The following is a 25,100-nucleotide window of genomic DNA, read 5'->3' as shown; positions in this document are numbered from 1 at the left end:
CAGTTTTTGACACTATGATTGAATTTAAAGATATTTCAAAACAGTATGAGCTTAAGGGTCAAACCTTGCATGCCTTGAATCAGATTAATCTTCAGATTCCAACCGGCAGTATTTTTGGCATCATCGGTTATAGTGGTGCCGGTAAAAGCACCCTCATCCGTCTGATCAACCTGCTTGAGCGCCCAAGCTCAGGCCGGATTATCATTAACGGAACAGATTTTACCGCACTGGATGCCAAAGCATTGCGTCAAGAACGTGCCAGCATCGGCATGATTTTCCAGCATTTCAATTTAATGCAAACCAAAACCGTGGCAGCCAATATCGAAATGCCCATGAAACTCCTAGGCTGGAGCAAGGCAGAACGGGAAAAGCGCCTCGAAGAATTATTAGACTTTATTGACCTGAAACATAAACGTCATGCTTTTCCAGATGAATTGTCTGGCGGTCAAAAGCAGCGTGTTGGTATTGCCCGTGCCCTTGCCAATCATCCAAAAATTTTACTCTGTGATGAAGCGACTTCTGCACTTGATCCACAAACCACCAAATCTGTTCTACAGCTACTTAAAAAAATTAATGAAGAACAAGGCATCACCATTGTTATGGTTACCCATGAAATGGATGTAATTGAAACCGTGTGTGATTATGTCGCCGTGATGGAAAAAGGTGATGTGATTGAAACCGGCAGTACCTTACAAATATTCAGTCAGCCCCAGCACCCGACGACCAAGAGTTTTATTCAGACCGTATTACAGCAGCATTTACCAGTCAATATTCTGAATAATCTGGAAAACCAGAATCACAACAGTATTTATTGCCTGAAATTCCTTGGTAGCTCGGCACAGGAAACCGTGATTCAAGCGGTGATTAAACAGTTTGATATCAGTTTAAATATTCTGTTTGCCAATATGACCGAAATTAATGGCACGGTGATTGGCCAGATGTTTATTCAGCTACTGGGTGATGCACAAGAAATTCAAGCAGCAATAAAATTCCTTGAACAACACGGCGTACAAGTCGATCAGGCGGGAGTACAGGCATGAGAGATTTGATTGTACAGTGGCTGACGACGATCACTGCACCGTTCTGGAAAAGCTCCCTGTCGATAGATCAGTTCGTGACAGCGCTACAAGAAACCTTTCATATGGTGTTCTTCGCGATGCTGTTTGGCTGTATCTGGGGCTTTATTCAGGCGATTACTCTACTGGTGACCCGTCAGAATGGGATTCTGCCGAATCGTGTGATTTATCACGGTCTCAATCCGATTGTGAATGCGCTACGTTCATTGCCATTTATTATCTTGCTGATTGCGGTGATTCCACTGACCAAGTTAATTGTCGGCACATCGATTGGGACCTGGGCAGCGATTGTTCCATTGACCATTTATGTCGGCCCATACATTGGTCGCCTGATTGAAACATCTTTGCTTGAAGTGAATGAAGGTATTATCGAATCTGCCCAAGCGATGGGCGCGACGCCAATGCAAATTATCTTTAAGTTTATTCTGCCGGAAGCGCGTAGCTCACTGATTCTAAACTTGACTACTGCTACCATCAGTTTGATTGGTGCAACGGCAATGGCCGGTGCTGTCGGTGCGGGTGGTATTGGTGACTTAGCGATTTCTTATGGTTATCAGCGTTTTGATACCTCTGTAGTCATCATGACGGTGATTGTATTACTGATTCTAGTGCAGATTGTACAAAGCCTCGGTGACTGGTTATCCCGACTTCGTTAAGCTAGTTTTTATGTATGAATAAAGCCCTCTAAAAAGAGGGTTTTATTGTTTTTAATACTTACGATCCCTTTCTCATTATTTCAAAGTAAAGTCCTGCAACTATTTGATACGTGCCACGGCGACAGGAAGTCGCCCGTTGATTTGTGGCACATGGAAGTGCCATCAGATCAACAAAGGGGTTTTGTTACTTTTGTCCCGTCAAAAGTAAAAGAAAATATCTTCTAACAACTAACTAAATAATCAGCTTAAAAAATCAAATTCAAACTTGACCTAAAAGTTAGCCATTTCCCCTCAATTTCAAACTGAAACAATAAATCCCATGTTAAACTATTCAATGGTTTTAGCAGGGACTCATCTATGCACTTTGTTCATCTTGGTATTCATACAGAATTTTCGATTACTGAATCCATCGTACGGATACCTGACTTGGTCAAAGCTGCCGAAGAAGAACAGATGCCTGCCCTTGCGCTCACGGATCTTTCTAACCTGCATGCTGCCGTCAAGTTCTATGGCAAATGCCTGGGCAAAGGCATCAAGCCGATTCTGGGTTCCGAAATTCGCCTGAATGATGCCGAACATCGCATGACCTTATTGGCCATGACCAATACCGGCTGGCGTAACCTGACGGAACTGGTATCTGAAGGCTTTATCAGTGGCCAGCAACTGGATATTCCCTGCGTTCAAAAACAATGGATTTTAAATCAGCCTGAGGACATGATTGCCCTGCTCGGCATGCATTCCGATGTCGGCAAAATGCTGATGAGTTCAAATCCGCAAAAAGCGGAACCGCTGCTAGAAGAATGGGTCGAAAAATTTGGTAATCGTGTTTATCTTGCCCTGACCCGTACCAATCGTCCGGATGAAGATAACTTTATTCTGGAAGCCGTTAAGCTGGCAAAAAAATACAATATCGGTGTGGTCGCACATAATGATGTGCATTTCATGACCCGTGAAGATTATGAAGCGCATGAAGCACGGGTATGTATTGCAGATGGTTATGTGCTTGGTGACAACCGCCGCCCTAAAACCTATTCACCTGAACAATATTTCAAATCTGCTGAAGAAATGACGGCGCTGTTCTCGGATATTCCATCTGCGATTGAGAACACCTATCACATTGCCAAACGCTGTAATGTGACGCTGCAACTGGGCAAATACTTCCTGCCTGATTATCCGATTCCTGAAGGTCATACCATTGATACCTTCTTTGCACACTTGTCCAAAGAAGGTCTGGAAGAACGCCTGAATTTCCTGTATCCGCCTGAACAACGTGATGAAGACTGGCCAGAAATCCGCAAGCCTTATGATGAGCGTATCGAATACGAGATTAACATCATTAACTCGATGGGATTCCCGGGCTACTTCCTGATCGTGATGGACTTCATTCAGTGGTCGAAAAGTAACGGCGTTCCGGTCGGTCCGGGCCGTGGTTCGGGTGCAGGTTCACTGGTCGCCTATAGCTTAAAAATTACCGATCTTGACCCGCTGCGTTATGAACTGCTGTTCGAACGTTTCCTGAACCCGGAACGTGTTTCGATGCCCGACTTCGACGTCGATTTCTGTATCGCAGGCCGTGACCGCGTGATTGACTATGTAGCACGTACCTATGGCCGTGATGCGGTCTCCCAGATTGCAACATTCGGTACCATGGCGGCCAAAGGTGCGATTCGTGATGTTGCCCGCGTTTTGGGTAAATCTTATGGCTTGGCGGATCGTATCTCGAAAATGATTCCGACCAAGCCTTTAGGTCTAAGCCTGCTTGAGTCACTAGAAGCTGAACCCCAGCTTAAAGATATCGTCACCAATCCATCCAATCCAGACCATGACGATGCAGCCGAAATCTGGGAAATGGCACTGAAACTGGAAGGTATTACCCGAAACACCGGTAAACACGCCGGTGGTGTGGTGATCTCGCCAACCAAAATTACCGATTTCTCTGCGGTCATGTGTGATGCCGATGGTACCGGACGCGTGGCACAGTTCGATAAAGACGATGTCGAATCTGCAGGTCTGGTGAAGTTTGACTTCTTGGGTTTGCGTAACCTGACGGTGATTGAAGATGCGGTTAAAAATATCAATAAACGCATCAAAGCGGATAAACCTTTAGATATTGCTTATATCCCGCTTGAAGATAAAGACGCATATCTGGTCTTTGCTAATGCCAACACCACCGCGGTATTCCAGTTTGAATCCGTGGGCATGAAGAAGATGCTGAAAGAGGCACGCCCGAGCAAGTTTGAAGAAATTATTGCCTTCGTATCGCTGTACCGTCCAGGCCCGATGGATCTGATTCCTGACTTTATCCACCGGATGCATGGTGGCGATTTTGAATATCTGCATCCATTGCTTGAAGGCGTGCTAGAACCCACCTACGGGATTATGGTGTATCAGGAACAGGTAATGCAGGCTGCACAGTACTGTGCCGGCTATACCCTTGGTGGCGCGGACTTGTTACGTCGTGCCATGGGTAAGAAAAAACCGGAAGAAATGGTCAAACAGCGCCAGATTTTTATTGAAGGTGCATCGAAAAAAGACATTGATGAAGCCACGGCCAACCATATCTTCGACTATATGGAAAAGTTCGCCGGCTATGGTTTTAACAAATCGCATGCTGCTGCCTATGCTTTGGTTGCCTACCAAACTGCATGGCTGAAAGCACATTATCCGGCGGAATTCCTGTCTGCGGTATTGACCTCGGAGATGCAGAACACCGACAACGTGGTATTCCTGATTGATGACTGTCGCAAGAACAATCTGGAAGTTTTGCCGCCGTCAGTGAATATGTCGCTGTATCAATTCCATGCTATCGATGAGCAAACCATTGTCTATGGTCTGGGGGCGATTAAAGGCGTTGGTGAAGCGGCGATGCAGTCTGTGATTGACTCGCGTGCACAAGAAGGTCCATTCCGTGACTTGTTTGATTTCTGTCATCGTATTGACCTGAAAAAAATCAATAAGCGTACTCTAGAAGCACTGATTCGTTCAGGTGCACTGGATTGCTTGGGAATTGACCGTGCCGACCTGATGGCGCAACTGCCTGAAGCGGTTCAAGCTGCGGAACAGGCACGTTCCAATCGTGAAACCGGCATCATGGACCTGTTTGGCGAAGTTGAAGAAGTTCAGCGCAAGCCATCTAAGCCAGTCAAACCTTGGGCAGATGAAGTTCGCCTGAAAGGTGAGAAAGACACGCTTGGCCTGTATTTAACCGGCCACCCGATTGATGTGTATCGCAATGAACTAAAAGCCTTTGTGCCTAGTCAGATCAATGAGCTGACGCCGACCCGCCGTGGCGTGACCACCGTGTTTGCAGGATTGGTGGTGGATATTGCCAACTTTCCGAACCGGATGATGATGACACTGGATGATGGTACGGCACGGATTGAGATTTCAGCCAATCACGAACGCTTCAACCGCTTTAAAGAGATTATCCAGCTCGATAAAGTGGTGGTGATTGAAGGTGAAATTTATGAGCGTGAAGGCTTTGACCGTCCGATGGGACGCCTCACCAAAGCATTTAGCCTGAATGAAATTCGTCAGAAACGTGCCAATAGCATCAAGATTACTCTCACAGCCGAGCATTTCAGCAAGAGCTTGAGCCGTGACCTGCAGCAGATTCTGACTCCTTATTGTAATGTCGATATGTCAGCACATATTCCGGTGATTCTGTATCTGGACTATCCGTATGCCACGACTGAACTGCATCTGGGTCTCAACTGGAAAGTTGCCCCACTGGATGAGCTCTTAGCCAAATTGCGTGATTATTTTGGTAAAGAAGCCTTGCATATTGAGTATCAGGTCAAGTCCAAAGCTGCCAAAGCCGTGTCCTATGAACAGGCCAAGCCGGTGGATATTCCTCCGCCGCCTGCGGGCATGAGCATGGATGATGCACTGGAGCTGTATCAGGCTGAATCCCAGCCGCAATATTCATAAATCCTGATCTTTAAAACACCTTAAAATTGGAATCCTCATGAGTCAAATTGACAATGCTGCTGTTTCAGCACATCTCTCCCATGTGCGTATTGTCATGGTCAATACCACTTTACCTGCCAATATCGGCAGTGCCTTACGTGCCATGAAAACCATGGGCTTGTCTAAGCTGGTTCTGGTGGCACCGAAAACCTATCCGCATCCGGATATTGACGCGCTGGCCGCGGGTGCAACTGACCTGATCGAGCAGATCGAGATTGTAGAAACCCTTGAAGATGCCATTAAAGACTGTCAGATTGTATTCGGTACCAGCGCACGTAGCCGTACCATTCCCTGGCCGCTGTTAGATGTGCGCCCTGCCGCTGAAAAAGCCATGTCCGCCGTGGTACAAAATCAGCAGGAAGTCGCGATTCTATTTGGCCGTGAAGACCGTGGTCTGACCAATGAAGAACTGGCGATGGCCAATTATCATCTGACTATTCCTGTGAATACTGATTATGGCGTACTGAATGTAGCTCAGGCGATTCAGGTGATCTGCTATGAGATGCGCATGGCAACGATGAGTCAAATTGAACAGCCACGTGATGCTAAAGCGACCATGCAAGTCATTGATGGTATTGAAATGGAATGGGATGAACCTTTAGTCAATCATGCGCAGATGGAACAGTTCTATCCGCACTTGGAAAAAATGCTGGCAGAAATTGAATTTATGGATCCAAAAAATCCAAGATTATTGCCTTTACGCTTGCGTCGTCTCTTCGGACGTATACAATTAGATCGTATGGAATATCACTTACTTCGTGGTATTTTCAGCCGTGTTCAGGCATTGAATAACGGTACCTGGAAAAAATCTTCACACACATCATCACAGGACGAGGATCAAATCTAATGCTAAAACAGCTCAAAGAAGATATACAAGCTGTCTTTGCGCGCGATCCTGCAGCACGCAATACCTTAGAAGTCTTAACCACTTACCCTGGCATTCATGCGCTGATCATGCATCGCATGGCACATGAGCTATGGAACAAAGACTGTAAAGGAACTGCGCGTGCGTTGTCTTCGTTTAGCCGGTTTGCCACGGGCATTGAAATCCATCCGGGTGCAAAAATTGGCCGCCGTTTCTTTATCGATCACGGTATGGGTGTCGTAATTGGCGAAACTGCTGAAATTGGCGATGATGTCACCCTTTATCACGGTGTGACTTTGGGTGGAACGACCTGGAATAAAGGTAAACGTCATCCAACGCTAGAAGATGGCGTGGTAGTCGGTGCTGGTGCCAAGATTCTTGGGCCATTTACCGTAGGTAAAAATGCCAAAGTCGGTTCTAATGCGGTCGTTACCAAAGCGGTTCCTGAAAACGCCACAGCTGTGGGCAACCCGGCACGTTTTATTACCAAAGACAAACCCAAAGATGATGCTGAAGCCCGTCGTCGTGACTATGCCGAAAGTATCGGTTTCCAGCCCTATGCCGCGACTGAAGATCAGTCTGATCCGATTTTAGAAGGTATGCGGATTCTGCTGGATCGCATTCAGCAAAATGAAAAACGCATGAACAACTTGTGCAATCGTCTTTCTTTGTTAGATCCGACCTTTAACAAGCAGCAACAGGATGGCCAGCCTTTGAGCAAAAAAGAGTTGGAGATTCTGGAAGAAGCGCGCCGTGAATGTGAAGCGCAAACCAGCCAATCCAAGGCCTGAATATCACACTTCACTCTGTAACACGGGTTTACTTGCATGATCGTTATAGTTTTCATAGACTGACGATCATGCAATTTTTGAATAGATGTTTTAAAAATAACAGAATGGATGACTATTATGACCTTTAAGCCCTTGGCACTTGCTTGCTTAGCATTCACAATTACTGCGTGTTCAACCACTCCTCAGAAATCTGCTGAGAAACCTGTAGATCAAGTGGTTTTTGTAGAGCCTGAACTGAGCCCACCATTTTATGCTTTAAATCCATTCAATTATAATGAACCACCTGAATTTGAAGTGCATTTGAAAAAAGCTGCAGCGCAGCCTGTAACCAAGATGGTGGTGACGGATCCTAATGATCCATCCAAGCAACTGACCCTGGATGTGAATAAACTGATTATTCCAGTGGTAGATAGCAATACACGTGCAATGCGTTATGCAGCACTTGCCAATTCAAATGAAATCGATATCACCGAAATTGACGATTTCCTGCAAATGGTCGAAGGTAAGGCACGTCATTATCCACCACGTTTCAGCGATCGTCAGGAACGCCGTGGTTTTGAAGCCAAATTGCGTGAAGTCACCCGACAACTGGATACTTTAGCGGCCCGTCCAAATGCCTCTTTTGATGTGTTGATGCGTGCTTTTAAAGCCAGCGTGATGGCACGTAACCTGGATCTGGGTTCAGTTTATACCACCAATTCCCTGACCTATGCCCAGCGTATTCTCAAAATTAACCCGGATGATCCTGAAGTCAACTTCTGGTTTGGTTTTGGTCTGTCTGAAGGCGGTGGTCAACGTGAAGCCATCGCTTATCTGGACAAAGCCATGAAAGCTGGCGTTCAGGAGGCTTATCTTTCTGCAGCCAATAACTATATTGCATTAGAACAGAAAAAAAATGCCACTCAAACCTTGGCGAACTATAAGGTGAAATATCCGCAAGAAGCTGAAGTAGCCGACCGTCTGATTCAGGAAATTGAAAAAAATGGCCGCTGGAATGTTTGGCAAATTCTGCAAACATCAACACCCGCTCCGGCTACAGACCCAGCAACAGCACCGGTAACCCCATAATCAAGATTCACTTCAATTTGATTACAAATAGACTGCTACGGCGGTCTATTTTTATGGGAAAAAATTAGTAAAATACAAAACATTATCCCGCTTTATAACTTGAATTCAGTGAAAAGTTTTATGCACGAAAAAATAAATAAAAGATTAATGCTGTGCACTTTACTCATCACCAGCGTACTCAGCGGCTGTCAGGTGGTCAGTGTTAAGGAACAGGCGATTAATGTCACGCTGAACAATGAGCGTGACAGCATCTTGACCCGCGACAAGCTTAGCGAAGCCAGTCTGAATGTGTTGTCCATGACAGGTCGTGAAGCTCAGATCTGTATTGATCAGCCCGAAGAATGTGTGGAAGATCTGAAAAGTATTCCCCAGATTTTAGATGAACAATTGCTTTCTACAGCAAGTGAATTATATCTAGCCAACTCCTTACAAAATGCCAAGTCTGCCGAATGCAACACCGGTGTTTTAAACAAAACCCGATCACCGGAAAAACAGCAACAACACAAGCAGAATATCCAGAAATGTCTGGATCAGCAGCTCACTATGCTGGATAAAAGCATTCGTTATAGCTATGCCTATCTATTTAAAACCGAGCGTGCGCCGCAAGAGCGTATTTTTGATAACCGCCAGGTTCAGATTCGTGACTTTTATAACCTGGCGATTGCCCATCTGATTCAACGCTATGCTGAACGTTATAAAACCAAACAGTCCGGCCAGCGCATTCAGGTCGGTGATAGTGTATATACCATTGATCTGGAAAATTTTCCGCAGCTGAAAAACCAGACCATTGAACAGCTGATGTCCACCTATAACATGAACTTTTCCGGCCTGCGTTCTATCACCCGCCGTGATGGTTTTGGTTCAGAATTTTTAGTGGTCTTACCTGAAGCACAGCAAACCGAGCAGGATAAAAAATATATTGTCGATCCGCTCAAGCACAACTATCCAAATGGTATCAATCCAAACATTCATTCAGCCCGCTATCTGGCGACCACCATTACCGCTGTACCCAAATCCGCGAATTCGACGGAACAGATTTTATCTACTTCAGAGTTTCACCTGAAACTGTATGATCCTTATAAGCATAAAAAGATTAAGGTGGCTTCGAAAGAATATGCGCTAGCCGCCAACTTTTCCGCACCTTACGGTTTATGGCTGGCCGAGAACAATCTGGGGCGTTTAGCCTATCTGACGCTGATTAATCGCGAAGACAGTCTGAGCATGCCGCACCTGTACATGCTGGAACCTTATAATCCGGACAAGAAAGTGCTGGTATTGATTCATGGCCTGGCCAGTAGTCCTGAAGCCTGGATTCGTCTGACCAACGACATTATGGGTGATCCGGTATTAAGAGAAAATTTCCAGGTCTGGCAGGTATTTTATTCTACTAATATGCCGATTCTGGAAAGCCGTTTTCAAATTAATGCACTGGTTCAGCAAGGCTTTGCCCGGGTTGCGAACAATGCGCCAGCCAAAAAAGATGCGGTACTGGTCGGACACAGTATGGGAGGTGTAATTGCCCGTTTAATGGTCAGTCAGGCCGATATTACCCAAGATGCATTCAAGCTGGTACAAAATACCCGCATTGCCCAGTTTAAAGATAACCCGTTATTTAAAGCACGCCTGCAAATGCAGCCTATTCCGAACTTTAGCCGAGCCATTTTCTTAGCGACACCGCATCGTGGAACGGAATATGCCGACCGCTGGCACACCAAACTGGCCCGTAAAATTATCCGTATACCGGGCGCATTTTTGGGTGCCTTTGCCGATACCCTGCAAGGTGAGATCGGGTTAAACGAGTTTGTCAAAGAACTGGGGCATGACCTGATTCAAAATGGCCCAAGCGATCTGAGTGAAAATTCAAAATTCACGGCGTTGACCCAGGATATTCAGCCTTCTAAAGATATCAAATTTCACTCGATTATCGGCAATACCGTAGATACGCAAGACACCAAGCTCATGAGCGATGATATCGTTTCATATGAGAGTGCTTACCTAAATGGTGCTGTATCTAGCAAAGTCATTAAGGGTGGCCATTCGATTCAGGAAACGCCTGAAGCCGTACTGGAATTACGCCGGATTCTCAGATTACATCTGACCGATCTTGGTCTTTATGATCCGGAATAAACTATCGTCTTGATTGAGACTTGCCACCGCATGTTCGCATCCGGTGGTTTATTTTTTAAAATTGCAAATAATGCTGAATAAGAAGCCATAGCGACAGATCTGAGCGCTGACTTAAAGATTCATCTGGAATTTCATTTCTTTCTAAAAATTAAATTTGATAGACTTGCTGCAATACAGCTTTAAAGCTGAATTGAATCAGCAGATTCATTTCACATTTTCGATCTCCTGTGCTCAACCATGTTGGATTGGCCTGATTGAAAATGTGCTTTAAATTTTCCTGCATAGCCTATTGAGCAGTATTTGCATTTATCTCTTGTTGAAAGGATTTATTTTTAATGACCAGTTCAGAAATTATGGCTGATCTTTCTACCTTAACGCCCATGATGCAGCAATACATGTCGGTGAAAATGCAGCATCCGCATTCTTTGATGTTTTATCGTATGGGTGATTTTTATGAACTGTTCTTTGAAGATGCACACAAGGCAGCCAAGATTTTAGGCATTACCCTGACCCATCGTGGTAAAGCCAATGGTCAGCCAATTCCTATGGCGGGCGTGCCTTATCATGCAGCCGAAGGTTATCTGGCACGTCTGGTCAAAAAAGGCGAAACCGTGGTGATCTGCGAGCAGATCGGTGAAGTCACTGGCAAAGGACCGGTTGAGCGTGGTGTAGTTCGGATTATTACGCCGGGCACCCTGACCGATGATGCCATGCTCGGTGCACATCAAAGCTCGAATCTGGTGGCTTTGTGTATTCAACAGAATCAGATTGGCATTGCACTTCTCGATCTCAGCGCCGGCCTATTTAAAGTCCAGCAGCAGGATTATGATCTTAACCAGCTCATGATTGAACTGGCGCGTTTGATGCCAAGCGAAATTCTGCTGGATGAAAGTATCACTGATCCAACATTGACCGAACAACTCAAACAGCAACTGGATATCTCGGTCACCAAACGTCCCGATGTCGACTTCAACCTGAACAATGCGCAAAAAACCTTATGCGACCAGTTTGCTGTCAGCACGCTTTCAGGTTTCGGCATTGATCATTTACCTTTGGCTAAAGCAGCGGCTGCGGCACTGATTCACTATGCAAAAGAAACCCAGAAAACTGCGTTACCGCATATCCGCACGATTCAGCTAGAACAAAGTTCAGATTTTATTGCTTTGGATCCGGTGACACGCCGCAATCTGGAGCTGATTGAGCCTTTATTTGAACATGGGACGTCCTTATTTCAGCTAATCAATGATTGCCAGACTGCTATGGGTGGACGCCTGCTTAGTCGCACCCTGATGCAACCTTTACGCGATACTGCACTGCTGGATGAGCGCCTGGATGCCATTCAAGCATTACTTCAAGGTTTCCACGAAGTGCCTGTACGTCTGGTTCTAAAAGAGATTAGCGATATTGAACGTGTGCTGAGCCGTATTGCGCTTGGCAGTGCCCGTCCACGTGATCTGGTACAACTGCGTCAGGCCTGTGCGCAAATTCCATTTTTACGCCATGCCCTGCAACCGATTGTCAGTCAGCAACAGTCCAAACTTTTAGTACAACTCAATGAAGAGCTAGGCGACTTCCATGGTCTGCATCAACGTCTGATGTCCGCCATTGTGCAAAACCCGCCCGTCCTGCTTCGTGATGGTAATGTCATTGCCGAAGGTTTTGACAGTGAACTGGATGAATTGCGTCAGATTCGTGATCATGCCAGCCAGTTCCTGATTGATCTGGAAATTAAAGAGCGTGAACAAAGCGGAATTCCGGGACTGAAAATTGGCTACAACCGCGTCAGTGGCTATTATATTGAACTGACCCGCGCACAGGCCGAACAAGCACCCGAGCATTATATTCGCCGGCAAACCCTGAAAAATGCCGAACGCTACATCACCCCTGAACTAAAAGCATTTGAAGACAAAGTCTTATCTAGCGAATCGCGTGCTTTGGCCCGTGAGAAAATGCTGTTTGAAATGCTGCTGGATGAACTGCGTCAGGATATCGGCAATTTACAGATGATGAGCAGCGCCATAGCCCAGATTGATCTGATTGCGAATTTTGCCCATCAGGCGCGTTTACGCAACTGGTCGCGTCCAAAATTCAGTCCTGAAGTTGGTGTAAGTATCACTGCTGGTCGGCATCCGGTGGTAGAAGCCCTCAGTAAATCGGCCTTTACTCCGAACGATATGCGACTGGATTTTTCCCATCGGATGGCCATCATTACCGGCCCGAATATGGGTGGTAAATCTACATTTATGCGCCAGACTGCATTGATCGTACTCTTGGCTTATTGTGGCGCTTATGTTCCAGCGCAAGCTGCAACCCTAGGCCCTGTAGATCGTGTCTTCACCCGTATTGGCTCTGCCGATGATTTATCGACAGGCAAATCGACTTTTATGGTGGAAATGACCGAAACCTCGCAAATCCTGCATCATGCCACCAGTCATTCTTTGGTACTGATGGATGAAGTTGGCCGTGGAACCAGTACCTATGATGGCTTGTCGCTGGCTTGGGCCTGTGTGCTAGATCTAACGAAACGCATTCAATGTTTGTGTTTATTCGCCACGCATTATTTCGAACTGACTGAACTGGATAAGGAAAGTGGCATTAACAACTACCATGTCACGGCCAAAGAGCTGAATGGCAATCTGATTTTATTGCATAAAGTACAACATGGCCCGGCCAGTCAGAGTCATGGCTTGCAGGTTGCCAAACTGGCAGGCATTCCAGCTGCAGTGATTAAAGAAGCGCAAAACCGCTTAAAGATTCTGGAAAAACAGCATCAGGCCAAGCCACTGAGCCCGCAGCATGATCTGTTTGCAATGCCTGAAGTTATGGAGCCTATAGAACGTATCATCGAAATTGAGAAAGAATCGCCTGCACTGGACTTACTCGAAGATATTGATGTAGATAGTTTAACTCCGCGTGAAGCCTTGCAGCAGTTATATGCGCTCAAAGACCTGATCAAACAGTCAAGTTAATTCTCGGTCCTAGACCTCATCTGGCATAGGGTCGATGTCCTGAACATACCGATGAATGCTGTAATTCATCGGTATGCGACCTTTTTTCAAATTTAACAGCCCTATATATAACAAATATCAATAAAAGGAATTGTTAGTTCCCCCTGTTTTTGCCTAAAATACAGCATTCGTAATTAGAACCATATTTTTTAGGTAGCTGTCGCCATGACCTTCGTTGTCACTGAAAATTGTATTAAATGTAAATATCAAGACTGTGTTGAAGTTTGCCCTGTAGACTGTTTCTATGAAGGTCCTAACTTCCTTGTGATTAACCCGGACGAATGTATCGACTGTGCGTTATGCGAACCTGAATGCCCGGCAAATGCAATTTTCTCTGAAGACGAATTACCAGAGGGTCAAGAAGTCTTTATTGAACTGAATGCTGACCTGTCACAAAAATGGCCAAATATCACACAAATTGGTGACCAGCCAGCAGACCGTGAAGAATGGAATGGCAAAGCAGACAAATTACAATACCTTGAAAAGTAATTAGTTTAAACTTTAAAAGATCAGCAAATGCTGATCTTTTTTATACTCAACGCACACATTTCATTGCAATATTCTCCAAATTTCTCCCTATATTTAGTCTAAAATAGCGCTATTTTGTAAATATCTGATTTCTATAAATGAAGAACTTGTTAAAGGGATTATTGAGTCTTTGTATAATTCCTCTTGTTTTTGTGGGCTGTACCACGACCACAAAACAACCTGGACAGGCCACCACACCTGCTGGAAAACGGATTTACATTCCACAAGAACGTGTTCAATACGATCGTAAAGCCCACCCAAAAACTGTGCCTTATGTGTATACCCACTGGGTATCGGCACTGGATAATTTGTCACGCGTGCGTGAATATGAGGTTTTTCTGGAACGTCATGGGGTTGGCAATATCATTCCAAGTTTCGAATTGATGCGTACTGCACGTGATTGGGCCAAGTGTGGCCGTTCCCAATACATGATTCCAAGCCGTGAATTATGGGCCAATCAGATCCCAACTTTAAAAGTTTTTAAATATCTGGTTGCAGCCAATGTACTGACTGATTTTGAAGTCACATCAGTCTATCGTGACCTACCTTTAAACCAGTGTGCCGGTGGTGCCAATTCTTCACGCCATCTGTATAACTCTGCGATCGATTTCCGAATTGGGCCTGAATATCCGCAGGCACAAGATTATAGCTATATTGAAAATACCAAGTTCAAATTGTGTCAGTTCTGGGTACAGCATGGTCAAAGTCTGAATATGGGACTTGGCATGTATGCTTCAGGTCAAATCCACATCGATACCCAAGGTTATCGTACGTGGGGACCGAGTTTAGGCCGTAATTCCTCGATGTGTAATTACTAAGTCATGACAACCACTCTACAAAGTTCATGCAGGACTTTGTAGAGCCTAAAAAATCATCACCTATAGAACAATAAATTGCGCTCTGCCGCGAAAAGTTTAAAATGCACGCATCGCAATCGAGGTGCTAAGACTATGCAACAAATGTGGACAGACATTGATCACTATATTGATTCACATTTAATTCCTGAAGACCCTATTCTGAATCAAACTCTTGAGAATACCGCAGCGCACGGTTTTCCTGATCATCTGGCTGTGGCACCGAACCAAGGCATGTTGTTGCAGATGCTAATCCAGATGAACCAATGTAAACGTATACTGGAACTCGGCACATTTGCAGCATATAGCACCATGTGGCTGGCACGTGCTTTGCCGGATGATGGCTATATCCTGACCATTGAAGGACGTGATACCCATGCAGCGATGGGTCAGGAAAATATTGATCGCGCGCAGCTTAAACAGACCGTCGAACTGAAATGCGGCCGTGCAGCAGATGTGCTTAAAGCCCTGCCTGAAGATACGGAAGCTTTCGATTTCATCTTTATTGATGCAGACAAACAGAGTTATCCGGAATATCTGGAACTCAGTTTAAACCTGTCCCACTCAGGTACGCTTATTTTTCTAGACAATGTGATTCGTGCTGGCGAGATCATTAATCCGGACAATAATAAACCAAGTATTGAAGGCATTCGTGACATGTTTAAAGCGCTTCAAAATCATCCACGTATCTTGTCATGCACTGCTTTACAAACGGTTGGCAGCAAAGGACATGATGGTTTTGCACTCGCGATTGTGAAATAAAACAAGAAGAACAAAAATCACCCAATGACATATTTATTATAAATAACATTAACTTATAAATATTAACCACAGAGTTATCCACAATATATGAGGATAACTCTGGTCATTTTTAAATCAAGCTGTAACAATTTACGATTAGACTTCGCGCTTGGCTATTTTATGCAATCCTTACTTCGCAACCAGTAAAGGTACTTTGGAATTCCGGAAAATCGTGGTCGCAATACTGCCCAAAAAGAACTGGTGAATTTTACTGTGACTAAATGCACCCAACACGATCAGTTGAATCCCGAGTTCCTGTTGATAGGTCAAAATATTTTCTGCGACATCGCCATAGCGGTATTGTGGCACCACATCTAAACCGGCCTGATTTAAATATTGCAAAGGTTCATTTAGAATTTCAGCATGATCACCGATATATAACAGATGACATTGCAATAAGCGCAGCAGATCACTTTCCGCAATCCGTTTCATCATCTTGATACAGGTCGGTGAATATTCATAGGCGAAAATAAATCGTGTCGGCGGCTTAAACTGTTCTCCGACAGTCATCACGGTACAATTGGCCCCACGAATAAAATTTTCGACATTGGTGCCGATCGGTTTGTTTTTTTCAGCGGAGCGTTCACCGAGTAATCCAATTACTGCGATATCATCAGGCTGCAGGATCTGGAAGCTTTGTTCCAGAAAATCACCTTTTTCCTGAATATGTGTGGTTTGAATACCATGTTCTGCCAGAATCCGCTCGGAAATGTGTTGCAGCAGGTTATTGCTATAATCCAGCGCAATTTCACTTTGTTTTTGTTCAAGCTCAGCCAACTCTTTGAGTAACATGGCATTGCTTTCAAAGCCAATAACCCCACTGATTTCCCCCAGATGATAACTGGCCGGGTAATAATCCAAAACCTGTAACAGGACCAGTTCACGGCCAGTCTGTTTGGCAATCCATGCCGCCGCGTCAGCCAGCGCGTTTATACATGGTGATGAGTCGATGCAGGCGATGACACGTTTCATGTTTAGCCTCTCTTCTATTTATGATAAAAATTTCTTAGTTATTTTTAACTTAGCATAAGCATTCAAAAATGTGCAGCGAAATCTGTAAGGCTTGACTTGAAATATGTTAACTTTTATGTGAACAAATATAGATCAATATATCGAACCATCTGCTGAGTCAGGCTGTTGCATCAAGCACTTGACTTCCAAAAGCTTATTCACGATAGCGAATGAATTGGGCCGGATTACCGGCGACAATCGCACGCTTCTCGACATCCTTGGTCACCATACTGTTCATTCCCACCACGGCCTGATCTGCGATTTTAATTCCGTCCTTGATACCGACATGCGCACCGAGCCACACATCCCGACCAATCTCGATGCCTTGCGAACGTACTGGCTGCTGATAAATCGGCTGCTCCAAATCCATGCCATGATCAAAGGCATAAAGATGACAATAAGCGGCGATGCGCACCTGATCATGCAGTTTAATCCCCACCCGGCCACCATCCAGAATACAGTGATGATTGATCGCCACTTCATTACCGATCTCTAGGGGGCCATGTAAGGTGCAATCTGCAGCAATAAAGCTATTATCACCAATAATGATTTTGCGTCCCGGCTCCGCGAAAATATGTGCAAGAGGTGAAATAAAACAGTTTTCACCAATCTCGACGGTTTCCATTTCCATCAAGTAAGCCTGATAGTCCTTTTGCCACGCTTCTGCCCAACCGCGATTTTTTGGCTTTAAAGACCAGTACAGCCAAGGCATGTAATTCAGGCGATGTTTATGCTGCTCACGATATTTCAGTAATGGATCTACGTCAGTCATCTGTCGCTTCTTCTATGATTTTGAGCTGTTCACGGCCGCGGGTCACATCTTGAATTTTTAAGGCAAAAGGTTGAATTTGATGTAACTGAAATAAGGCGCTGATCTGCACCCCTTCGGCTGTATATTCTTCCTGATAATCGATTTGCTGCTGATTCAATTCATATTGAAAGATGGCCCATTCATTGAATTGACAGGAAAATTGCACCTTCTTCTTTTCAATCAGTTCAATTTTTTCTGCCAACAACAAACATTGTCCAGCGCAACCGCCATAGGCACGTACCAAGCCCCCTGTTCCCAGCTTGATCCCGCCATACCAGCGATTGACCAGTACCAGCACATTGGTCAGCTCATTGCCTTCAATGGTCGCCAGAATCGGGCGTCCCGCTGTGCCTGAAGGTTCACCATCATCATTAAAGCGTACCTGATGGCCAATTTTCCAGGCCCAGCATTGATGCGTGGTGCTTGGATCACGATAAGTTTCCAGAAAATCTTTGACGTCCTGCTCATTCTCAACAGGGGTGGCAAAGGCCTGAAAGCGGCTTTTTTTGATGTCTTCCTCAAAACTGACCAGGCTGGCAATGGTAAATGGCATAACTTCAGGCTTTAAACTCTCACTGCTGCAGTATACCCGCTTTGCACAGACAAATAAAAAGCCTCTCCACGGAGAGGCCTGATTTTGATCGATTGTTTTACTCAATTGCTTGGCAAATATTACCGTTCACGCAAGGCTTCTTTGGCTTTATTAAATGGCTTGATCAGATAATCCATCACGGTTTTTGAACCAGTACGAATATCCACGGTGGCCACCATCCCTGGAGTAATATTGAACTCCTGCCCGGCATTATTGCTGAGCTTGTCGCTATCGGTACGGATATACACCCGATAATAAAATTGATCCTGCTTGACTTCATCACGCAAGGTATCCGGTGAAATCATCGCAACTTTACCATTCAACCCACCATAGATCGAATAATCATAAGCTGTAATTTTAACCAATGCTTCCTGATCAGGGCGAATAAAGGCAATATCACGCGGCGAGATTCGTGCTTCAACCAGTAATTTTTCATCCAGTGGCACGATGGTCATCAACTTGCCATTTTGTGGAATCACGCCGCCCAGCGTCATCACATCAATCTCTTTGACGACACCGCGAACCGGTGATTTAAAAACAGTTCGGCTCAAAGTATCCGACTTGCCACGTACCACCTGTTGCTGGGTTTCTACATCAGTATTGGCTTTGGACAATTCTTCCCGCGCATTCACATAATATTGATTACGGATATCATTCATCTGATTACGCAGGTCATTGGCTTCACGTTTTAGACGCAACACTTCAACCTCACTGGCTGCCCCTTTGGCGACCAATGGCGCGGTCATTTCCAGTTCTTGCTGCACCAGTAACAAAGCCTGTTCCAGGCCTGCAACAGATTCTTGCAAATTGGCTCGACGCGACTGATACAGGGCCGTTTCTTCTTTAACCAATTTGGGGTATTTCAACACTTCTTCAGGAAAGACCAACGGTGCGCCGGTGACTTCCGCACGTAAACGGGCTGAAGTGGCACGTGATGAAACCAGCAAGGATTCTGATTCACCGACATTGGATTCAAAGCGGGTTGGATCAAGCTGGGCCAATACTTGCCCACGCTCGACAATTTCACCTTCTTTGACGTTGAGTGTGGTCAGAATATCGCCATCCAGAGACTGAATCACCTGCTCTTTGGATGATGGAATTATTTTCCCGGTCCCGGTAGACACTTCTTCCAATTTGAATAACCATGCCCAGCTCAGCAATACCAATAGGCCAATGCCAATAATCCAGATGATGACACTTGATTTGGGTAAGGGTGGTTCCTGAAAGCTGACCTTGCTGGAACGTTTTAGTTGTTGTAGTTCACTCATGCACTTGCTCCCACAACCCGCTTATTACCACCTTGCGACTGATTCAGGATCTGATCCCTTGGTCCATCCATCAGAATCCTGCCATCATTGACCACCAGAATACGATCCACTAGTTCCAATACCGCACGGCGATGAGTTGCAACGATCATCGTACGATGGGTTAAATAGCCTTTAAGATAATCAATCAACTGCTTTTCTGATACATCATCAATGGCGGCAGTCGGTTCATCCAGCAGTAAAATTTTTGGTTGACGGATCAATAGCCGCGCCAATAACAAGGCTTGACGCTGCCCACCAGAAAAGCCGGCACCGCCTTCCAAAATGATATGATCCAGCCCTTCTTTTTTCTCCTGTACAAATCCCAGTGCACCGGTAATCTGTAAGGCTTCCAGAATTTGCTGATCGGTGGCCAAGGGTGCACCCAAAGTCAGGTTTTCACGAATTGAACCATAAAATAACTGTGAGTTCTGATTCAGCAAGCCCATATCACGACGTACATCTGACGGATCAATCAGGGTCAGATCAATACCATCCAGCTTGACCTTGCCCTGTAGCGGTGTCTGCATCCCAGACAAGAGCTGCAACAAGGTCGACTTTCCTGCACCATTACGGCCCAGAATCGCAATTTTCTCCCCGGGCTTGATTTCCAGCTTGGGAATCATCAAACTCGGTTTCGGATCATCATCGCCATATTTAAACACCACACCGTTGAGCTCATAATGCCCATCCAGTGCCGGACGATGAATCAGGTGCGAATAGTCCGGCTGATCCACCGGTTTTTTCATCAATTCATCCAGACCGGATTTCGCTACTTTGGCCTGCTGCAAGCGACCCAGTACGCCCGTAATTTTTGAAATTGGTGCCAGCATGCGTGAAGATAGAATCGAACAGGCCACCAGTGCGCCTGTGGTCATGTCACCCTCCATCACCGCAAAAGCCCCGACCAAGACTACAATTGCAAAGGTCAGTCCCTGAATTTTTTGGGTCCAGGCGGTCATCAAGCCGACAATTTTACGTTGCTGCATGCTGACATCGGCTGACACTTCATTCATATGATTCCAATGATTCTGGAAACGTGTTTCAGCTCTTAACAGCTTGATGTCTTCAATACCTTGTACGGCTTCTACCAGCAAGGCATTGCGAATGGCAGATTCACGCATCCCCAACTGGGCCAGCTGTGCCAGTTTTTTCTGTGCCAGAATTCCCGGGAGAATCATGAGTGGTACCACCAGCAGCATAACCCAGAACAGATTTCCCCCAATGACCCAGAATATCCCTAAGAACAGGAAGAAAAATGGCAGATCGGCAATGGCCGTAACTGTGGTTGAAGTCACCAGTTCGCGGACGCCTTCCAGCTCGCGAATTTGTGAAATAAAGGTTCCTGTTGATTTGGAACGTTCGCTGTTTTTAATCCGTAATGAATGACCAAATACCCGGTCAGAAATTTTTAAATCCGCGCGTTTACCAATAATATCTGACAGATAGATCCGCGAGACACGTAAAACAAACTCGAAAATCGCGGCGATCAGCACCCCACCAGCCAACACCCATAACGTCGGAATAGACTGCGATGGAATGACACGGTCATAGACATTCATCGAGAAGACTATCGTGGCCAATGCCAAAATATTGGCAATTAAAGACGCAAACATCACATCGATATAACGCTTCCAGTCATTCAGGACAATTGACCAGAACCAGTTTTTCTCAAAGGGTTTGATATACTCATCCACCCGCGCATCTGGAACTGAAGATTCAGGACGCAGTACATAAAGATGCTTTACGCCAGTATCTAATTGTTCAACTGTAAAGCTTTGAGATAAACCTTCATCACCACTGAGCTGAATGCTGACATTGCCTTGCGTGTCGATGCGTTCGATCACCCCCACATCACCACTACCGAATTCAACCAGTAAAGGTAAACACCATGGATTCAGCAGGCTGCGCTCAAATTTATTTTTACGGACATTTAAACCCATCTGACGACTGACTATCTTGAGCATGTCATCGATGTCATGATGCTGGTTCCAGTCCAGTTGCAGGCGTATCCGCTCCTCAGAAGGCTCGATCCGGTAATGCCGGGCAATATTTAAAACTGCCTGAAGCCAAGGTTGATAATTTATTATTGTAGTACTCATGGCTGAACTTCAAACCCCTGAATAGAAATGCTGTTAAGCGCGTAAATATCCCGTGTACGGCCCGTGACCTGAATGTACTGTACGATCGCCGAGTAAATGTCATAGCGTGCCGATTCAATTTCCTGCGCGGTACTATGAATGACTTGCTCTGCATTCAGCAAATCCACTACGGTTCGGGTACCCAATTTATATTGTTCTTGATACAGCTCTTTGGTGCGTACCGTGGTTGCGCGGCGCTGGGATAAACCCCCCATTTGTTTTTGTTTATTTTCAATCTGCTCGCGGATCAAGCGCACCTGATCCTGCACATCCAGATAGACCGTATTGACCTGTGCGCGTGCAGCTTCTTCGGCATAGCTTGCGGCACGGGTCTGTGAACGCGTTGCACCACCCTGATACAAATTACTGCTGGCTTCAATCATGACTGAATTATAAAAGCCATCATCTTCATTATTATTTGGATTCCGTCCATTCATCGCCTGACTTAGACTACCTTTAACACTAATGGTCGGATAAGGGCTTAGCCGCGCCTGATCTTTTTGCAAACGGGCAATATTGACCCCGGCATGGGCCAGAATCATGTTCGGAATCTGGGTAAATTCCGGATCCTGATAAAGATCGGCCTGTGCCACAATACGATCAGGAATATCCCATTCAACAGTGGATACATCAAATCCTAGCAAGGTACGCAAGCGTTGTTGATATTGTCTGAGCTGGGTCTGCTGTACAATCAGATTCGATTGCGCTGCTTCCAGATTGGACTGGGCCTGAATCGGGTCGGCCTGACTGCTGATTCCGGCGCGGGCACGCAAATTGGCAATTTCTGCAATCCGTCCAATGCCCTGAATCTGCTGTTGGGCAATCTGGGTGATTTGCTGATAACGTTTGATATTCACTATTGCATCTGCTACTTCAAATGCAATCTGATCCAAACTAACCAGCACTCTTGCCTGTTCTTCTGCCAAGCGGGCTTCTTCCACACTGATATTGGTTTTAATTTTGCCAAAGTCATACAGCATCTGGGTGGCATTCAAAGAAACGATTTGTCGTCCACGTTCACCGGAAGTGAGATCCCCTGTCCCGATACCACCGGACACCTGCGGATAATAACCCGCTCTCGCTACATCAATATTCGCTGCCTGCGCAGATAATGTCGAAATACTCTGGGTGATTTCAGGACGTCGCTGCACTGCGCGGTGTACGGCTCCCACCAGATTCATTTTTTGTGGAATACCAGCTGTGATCGTAGGATTTAAAGTTGGCTGTCCTGACTGTGAACGAGTAATCTGTGGCAGCTCAGCTTCTTTTGATGTATCTAATGCATAATGACCCAGCGACGTGATATCAATGGTATGCGCGGATCGTGTGGTTTGGGTGCAATCAGCTGACCCAAGCCATTTTTGAGATTGGCAAAATAATGGGGTGAGCTTTCTGCATGCACCAAAGATACAGATAAAGGCAAAAGAAGAAGTATCAATCTCTTTCTTTTTTGATCTGTTTTCCCCTGATTTTTTTTAAAGTGTTCTTCCCTAAATCGCATAATTATGTAATGTTTCTTGTTTTAGTCTAACAATATATCAAACCCCTTTAAAAGAAATCTTTTTCACTTTGATTTGATCAAAAAAAACCCTGCATCCGACAACTGGCGTCTGATGCAGGATTTTATATAAAGCAGGATTATTTAAACAGTGAAATCATCACCCAGATAAACTTTTCTTACGGTCTCATTCGCCAGGATTTCTTCTGGTGTACCTTCAGCAAGCAATGCGCCTTCACTAACAATATAAGCATGCTCACAAATCGCCAGCGTTTCACGCACGTTATGATCGGTAATCAGTACACCAATTCCGCGATTTTTCAAGGTCGTAATAATATCCTTAATATCTCCAACCGAAATCGGATCGACACCAGCAAAAGGCTCATCGAGTAGCATAAATTTTGGGTCCGCAGCAAGTGCACGCGCAATCTCGGCACGACGTCGCTCCCCACCGGATACACTCATGCCCAAAGAATCTTTAATATGAGTGATTTTAAAGTCTGCCAATAGCTCCGCCAGACGTTGCTGACGTTGTGCTTTGGTCATATCTTTACGGGTTTCCAGAATCGCCATAATATTTTCGGAAATTGTCAGTTTTCGGAAAATCGAAGCTTCCTGCGGCAAATAACCAATTCCCTTACGTGCCCGTTCATGCATTGCGAGGTCGGAAAGATCTAGATCATCGAGATAGATTTCCCCCTTATCCATCCGCACCAGACCGACCACCATATAGAAACTGGTGGTTTTACCGGCGCCATTTGGTCCCAGCAACCCAACAATCTGGCCACTTTCCATGCTGAACGACACATCTTTCACTACCCAGCGTTTATTATAGTTTTTCGCCAGATGCTTAATGGTTAAGGTTTGAACCTGCTGCGATTGCTCCATTAATCACGCGCTCCCGGGAAGGATGTTGAACTAGAGGGTGGAATCACGATTTGTACACGGCCAGACGATGAACCGGTTTTATTTGGTGTTCCGGTAGCTTCGATATCGCCTTTGTTCATGCTGTATTTTAAAGTCGCACCACGAATACTGGCACCGTCCTGTTGCAGGAAGGCATTACCTGACAAGGTAATAATCCCGGTTTCAGCATTGTAGACAATTTTCTGCGCCTGACCTTTGGCAAGACCTTTGGCCGGATCCACTTTTTGCTGGAACTGTGCCGGGCTGCCTGTCGCTGTAATCAGGCTGATCTGACGCTTATTGTTCAGATTGGCCACAATCGAATTGGCTTGCAGCTTCATGGTGCCCTGTTCAATGATAACGTTGCCCGAATACGTCGTCACACCCGTCCGCTCATTGAAAGTCGCCCGGTCAGCCAGCAAAGTGATTGGCTGGTTACGGTCAGATGGCAGTGCAAAAGCAGCGATTGAACCGAGTCCAACCACAGTCGCCAGCGTCATACGCTTCAGGAAAGTGTGCATCATTTTGGCTTTAGGAGTTTGGTTCATACTTTCCTCGAATATTAAAGAATTCGTATTGACCATCATTAAGATTGGCTTTAAGACCCTGGCTGACGAATTCAGCCTGTGGAGATTCCACAATCACTGTCTTGTCTGTTTCAATTTCACGTGTTTTCGGAAAAGCAGTCAGTTCTTCAGTACGAAACTGCATTTTTCCATTTTGCATGATTTTGGTGGCGAGCACTTCTTGAGAGAGTACAACTTTTGTATTGTCATCATAACCATGCGCCATTTTGGCAAAGAAAGTCGCATCGACTTTACCATTGTCATAGGTCGATGCTCGCAGATTTTCCAGCTTTGAGGTTTCTAGCTGCAGGTTCTGCTCGAGTCGGTCCACTTGGGCACGAACCGACACCTGGCCTGCTTCATCCGTCTGGGTTAAGTTAATATTTTGAGCGGAATAGGTCATGCTGCGCGCAGAGTCTGCCTGCAGCTTGTTGCCCTTGCCGCTGTAATAGTAATAACCACCACTTATTGCGGCAATAATCACAGCCGTAATATATAAAACTTTAGTATCCATAAGCGGTGTACTTA

19 protein-coding genes and 1 pseudogene are annotated in these 25,100 nt (G+C 45.4%); 11 read left to right on the top strand and 9 right to left on the bottom strand.

All coding sequences use genetic code 11. The annotated features are described in order from the left end of the window. The first annotated feature begins 14 nt into the window (after nucleotides 1–14). The 11 genes from F995_RS09895 to F995_RS09845 all read left to right on the top strand — a co-directional run bounded on the left by F995_RS09895 (nucleotide 15) and on the right by F995_RS09845 (nucleotide 15,704). The gene (locus tag F995_RS09895; protein ID WP_004646694.1) at nucleotides 15–1,040 is read left to right on the top strand and encodes a methionine ABC transporter ATP-binding protein; all 1,026 of its coding nucleotides are present in this window, start codon (nucleotides 15–17) and stop codon (nucleotides 1,038–1,040) included. After that, nucleotides 1,037–1,732, top strand: coding sequence for a methionine ABC transporter permease (locus F995_RS09890; protein ID WP_004646692.1), 696 nt, complete (start codon nucleotides 1,037–1,039; stop codon nucleotides 1,730–1,732). Before F995_RS09895 ends, F995_RS09890 begins: the two co-directional genes overlap by 4 nt. Nucleotides 1,733–2,089: 357 nt before the next feature. Then, nucleotides 2,090–5,662, top strand: a complete 3,573-nt coding sequence (gene dnaE, locus F995_RS09885; protein ID WP_004646691.1) for a DNA polymerase III subunit alpha — start codon at nucleotides 2,090–2,092, stop codon at nucleotides 5,660–5,662. A gap of 37 nt (nucleotides 5,663–5,699) precedes the next feature. After that, nucleotides 5,700–6,548 (top strand): RNA methyltransferase, encoded by an 849-nt coding sequence (locus F995_RS09880; protein WP_004646690.1) that lies wholly within the window; start codon nucleotides 5,700–5,702, stop codon nucleotides 6,546–6,548. Next, on the top strand, nucleotides 6,548–7,357 hold the full coding sequence (cysE, locus tag F995_RS09875) for a serine O-acetyltransferase (RefSeq protein ID WP_004279928.1): 810 nt from the start codon (nucleotides 6,548–6,550) through the stop codon (nucleotides 7,355–7,357). The genes F995_RS09880 and cysE overlap by 1 nt, the downstream gene beginning before the upstream one ends. A gap of 117 nt (nucleotides 7,358–7,474) precedes the next feature. Further along, nucleotides 7,475–8,425, top strand: coding sequence for an ABUW_2363 family tetratricopeptide repeat lipoprotein (locus tag F995_RS09870; RefSeq protein WP_004646689.1), 951 nt, complete (start codon nucleotides 7,475–7,477; stop codon nucleotides 8,423–8,425). 120 nt (nucleotides 8,426–8,545) lie between these two features. After that, nucleotides 8,546–10,552: an esterase/lipase family protein gene (locus F995_RS09865; RefSeq protein ID WP_034606007.1), complete on the top strand. Its 2,007-nt coding sequence runs from the start codon at nucleotides 8,546–8,548 to the stop codon at nucleotides 10,550–10,552. A 335-nt stretch (nucleotides 10,553–10,887) separates the two neighbouring features. Further along, nucleotides 10,888–13,521: a DNA mismatch repair protein MutS gene (mutS, locus tag F995_RS09860; protein WP_004646687.1), complete on the top strand. Its 2,634-nt coding sequence runs from the start codon at nucleotides 10,888–10,890 to the stop codon at nucleotides 13,519–13,521. A 204-nt stretch (nucleotides 13,522–13,725) separates the two neighbouring features. Continuing rightward, nucleotides 13,726–14,049 (top strand): ferredoxin FdxA, encoded by a 324-nt coding sequence (gene fdxA / locus F995_RS09855; RefSeq protein WP_004279936.1) that lies wholly within the window; start codon nucleotides 13,726–13,728, stop codon nucleotides 14,047–14,049. A gap of 137 nt (nucleotides 14,050–14,186) precedes the next feature. Then, complete coding sequence (locus F995_RS09850; protein ID WP_004279938.1) at nucleotides 14,187–14,906, top strand: D-Ala-D-Ala carboxypeptidase family metallohydrolase; 720 nt, start codon at nucleotides 14,187–14,189, stop codon at nucleotides 14,904–14,906. A gap of 132 nt (nucleotides 14,907–15,038) precedes the next feature. Continuing rightward, complete coding sequence (locus F995_RS09845; protein ID WP_004646686.1) at nucleotides 15,039–15,704, top strand: O-methyltransferase; 666 nt, start codon at nucleotides 15,039–15,041, stop codon at nucleotides 15,702–15,704. Nucleotides 15,705–15,872: 168 nt separating this feature from the next. On the opposite strand, the gene F995_RS09840 is transcribed toward F995_RS09845, so the two are convergent. The 9 genes and pseudogenes from F995_RS09840 to lptC form a co-directional block, all read right to left on the bottom strand. Continuing rightward, nucleotides 15,873–16,715 (bottom strand): universal stress protein, encoded by an 843-nt coding sequence (locus F995_RS09840; RefSeq protein WP_004279943.1) that lies wholly within the window; start codon nucleotides 16,713–16,715, stop codon nucleotides 15,873–15,875. A gap of 193 nt (nucleotides 16,716–16,908) precedes the next feature. Continuing rightward, complete coding sequence (locus tag F995_RS09835) at nucleotides 16,909–17,526, bottom strand: DapH/DapD/GlmU-related protein (RefSeq protein ID WP_004279945.1); 618 nt, start codon at nucleotides 17,524–17,526, stop codon at nucleotides 16,909–16,911. Then, on the bottom strand, nucleotides 17,519–18,118 hold the full coding sequence (locus F995_RS09830; RefSeq protein ID WP_004646684.1) for an IMPACT family protein: 600 nt from the start codon (nucleotides 18,116–18,118) through the stop codon (nucleotides 17,519–17,521). Before F995_RS09830 ends, F995_RS09835 begins: the two co-directional genes overlap by 8 nt. Before the next feature lie 119 nt (nucleotides 18,119–18,237). Further along, on the bottom strand, nucleotides 18,238–19,425 hold the full coding sequence (locus F995_RS09825) for a beta-barrel domain-containing protein (protein WP_004646683.1): 1,188 nt from the start codon (nucleotides 19,423–19,425) through the stop codon (nucleotides 18,238–18,240). Continuing rightward, nucleotides 19,422–21,563 carry a type I secretion system permease/ATPase gene (locus tag F995_RS09820; RefSeq protein WP_004646682.1) on the bottom strand — a complete coding sequence of 714 codons (2,142 nt, stop codon included), beginning with the start codon at nucleotides 21,561–21,563 and terminating at the stop codon, nucleotides 19,422–19,424. Before F995_RS09820 ends, F995_RS09825 begins: the two co-directional genes overlap by 4 nt. Further along, a pseudogene (locus F995_RS09815) lies at nucleotides 21,560–23,025 on the bottom strand (TolC family outer membrane protein). Before F995_RS09815 ends, F995_RS09820 begins: the two are co-directional and overlap by 4 nt. Before the next feature lie 219 nt (nucleotides 23,026–23,244). After that, nucleotides 23,245–23,988: an LPS export ABC transporter ATP-binding protein gene (gene lptB, locus F995_RS09810; RefSeq protein ID WP_004646680.1), complete on the bottom strand. Its 744-nt coding sequence runs from the start codon at nucleotides 23,986–23,988 to the stop codon at nucleotides 23,245–23,247. After that, on the bottom strand, nucleotides 23,988–24,554 hold the full coding sequence (lptA, locus tag F995_RS09805) for a lipopolysaccharide transport periplasmic protein LptA (RefSeq protein WP_004646679.1): 567 nt from the start codon (nucleotides 24,552–24,554) through the stop codon (nucleotides 23,988–23,990). Before lptA ends, lptB begins: the two co-directional genes overlap by 1 nt. Continuing rightward, nucleotides 24,538–25,086, bottom strand: a complete 549-nt coding sequence (gene lptC, locus F995_RS09800) for an LPS export ABC transporter periplasmic protein LptC (protein ID WP_004646678.1) — start codon at nucleotides 25,084–25,086, stop codon at nucleotides 24,538–24,540. The genes lptA and lptC overlap by 17 nt, the downstream gene beginning before the upstream one ends. Between the last annotated feature and the right edge of the window lie 14 nt (nucleotides 25,087–25,100).

It is taken from the genome of Acinetobacter sp. CIP A162, assembly GCF_000367905.1.
Classification (GTDB): Bacteria; Pseudomonadota; Gammaproteobacteria; order Pseudomonadales; family Moraxellaceae; genus Acinetobacter; species Acinetobacter lwoffii.
Note: the sequence above shows the minus strand (reverse complement) of the source record. Positions and strands in the feature narration are given on the sequence as shown.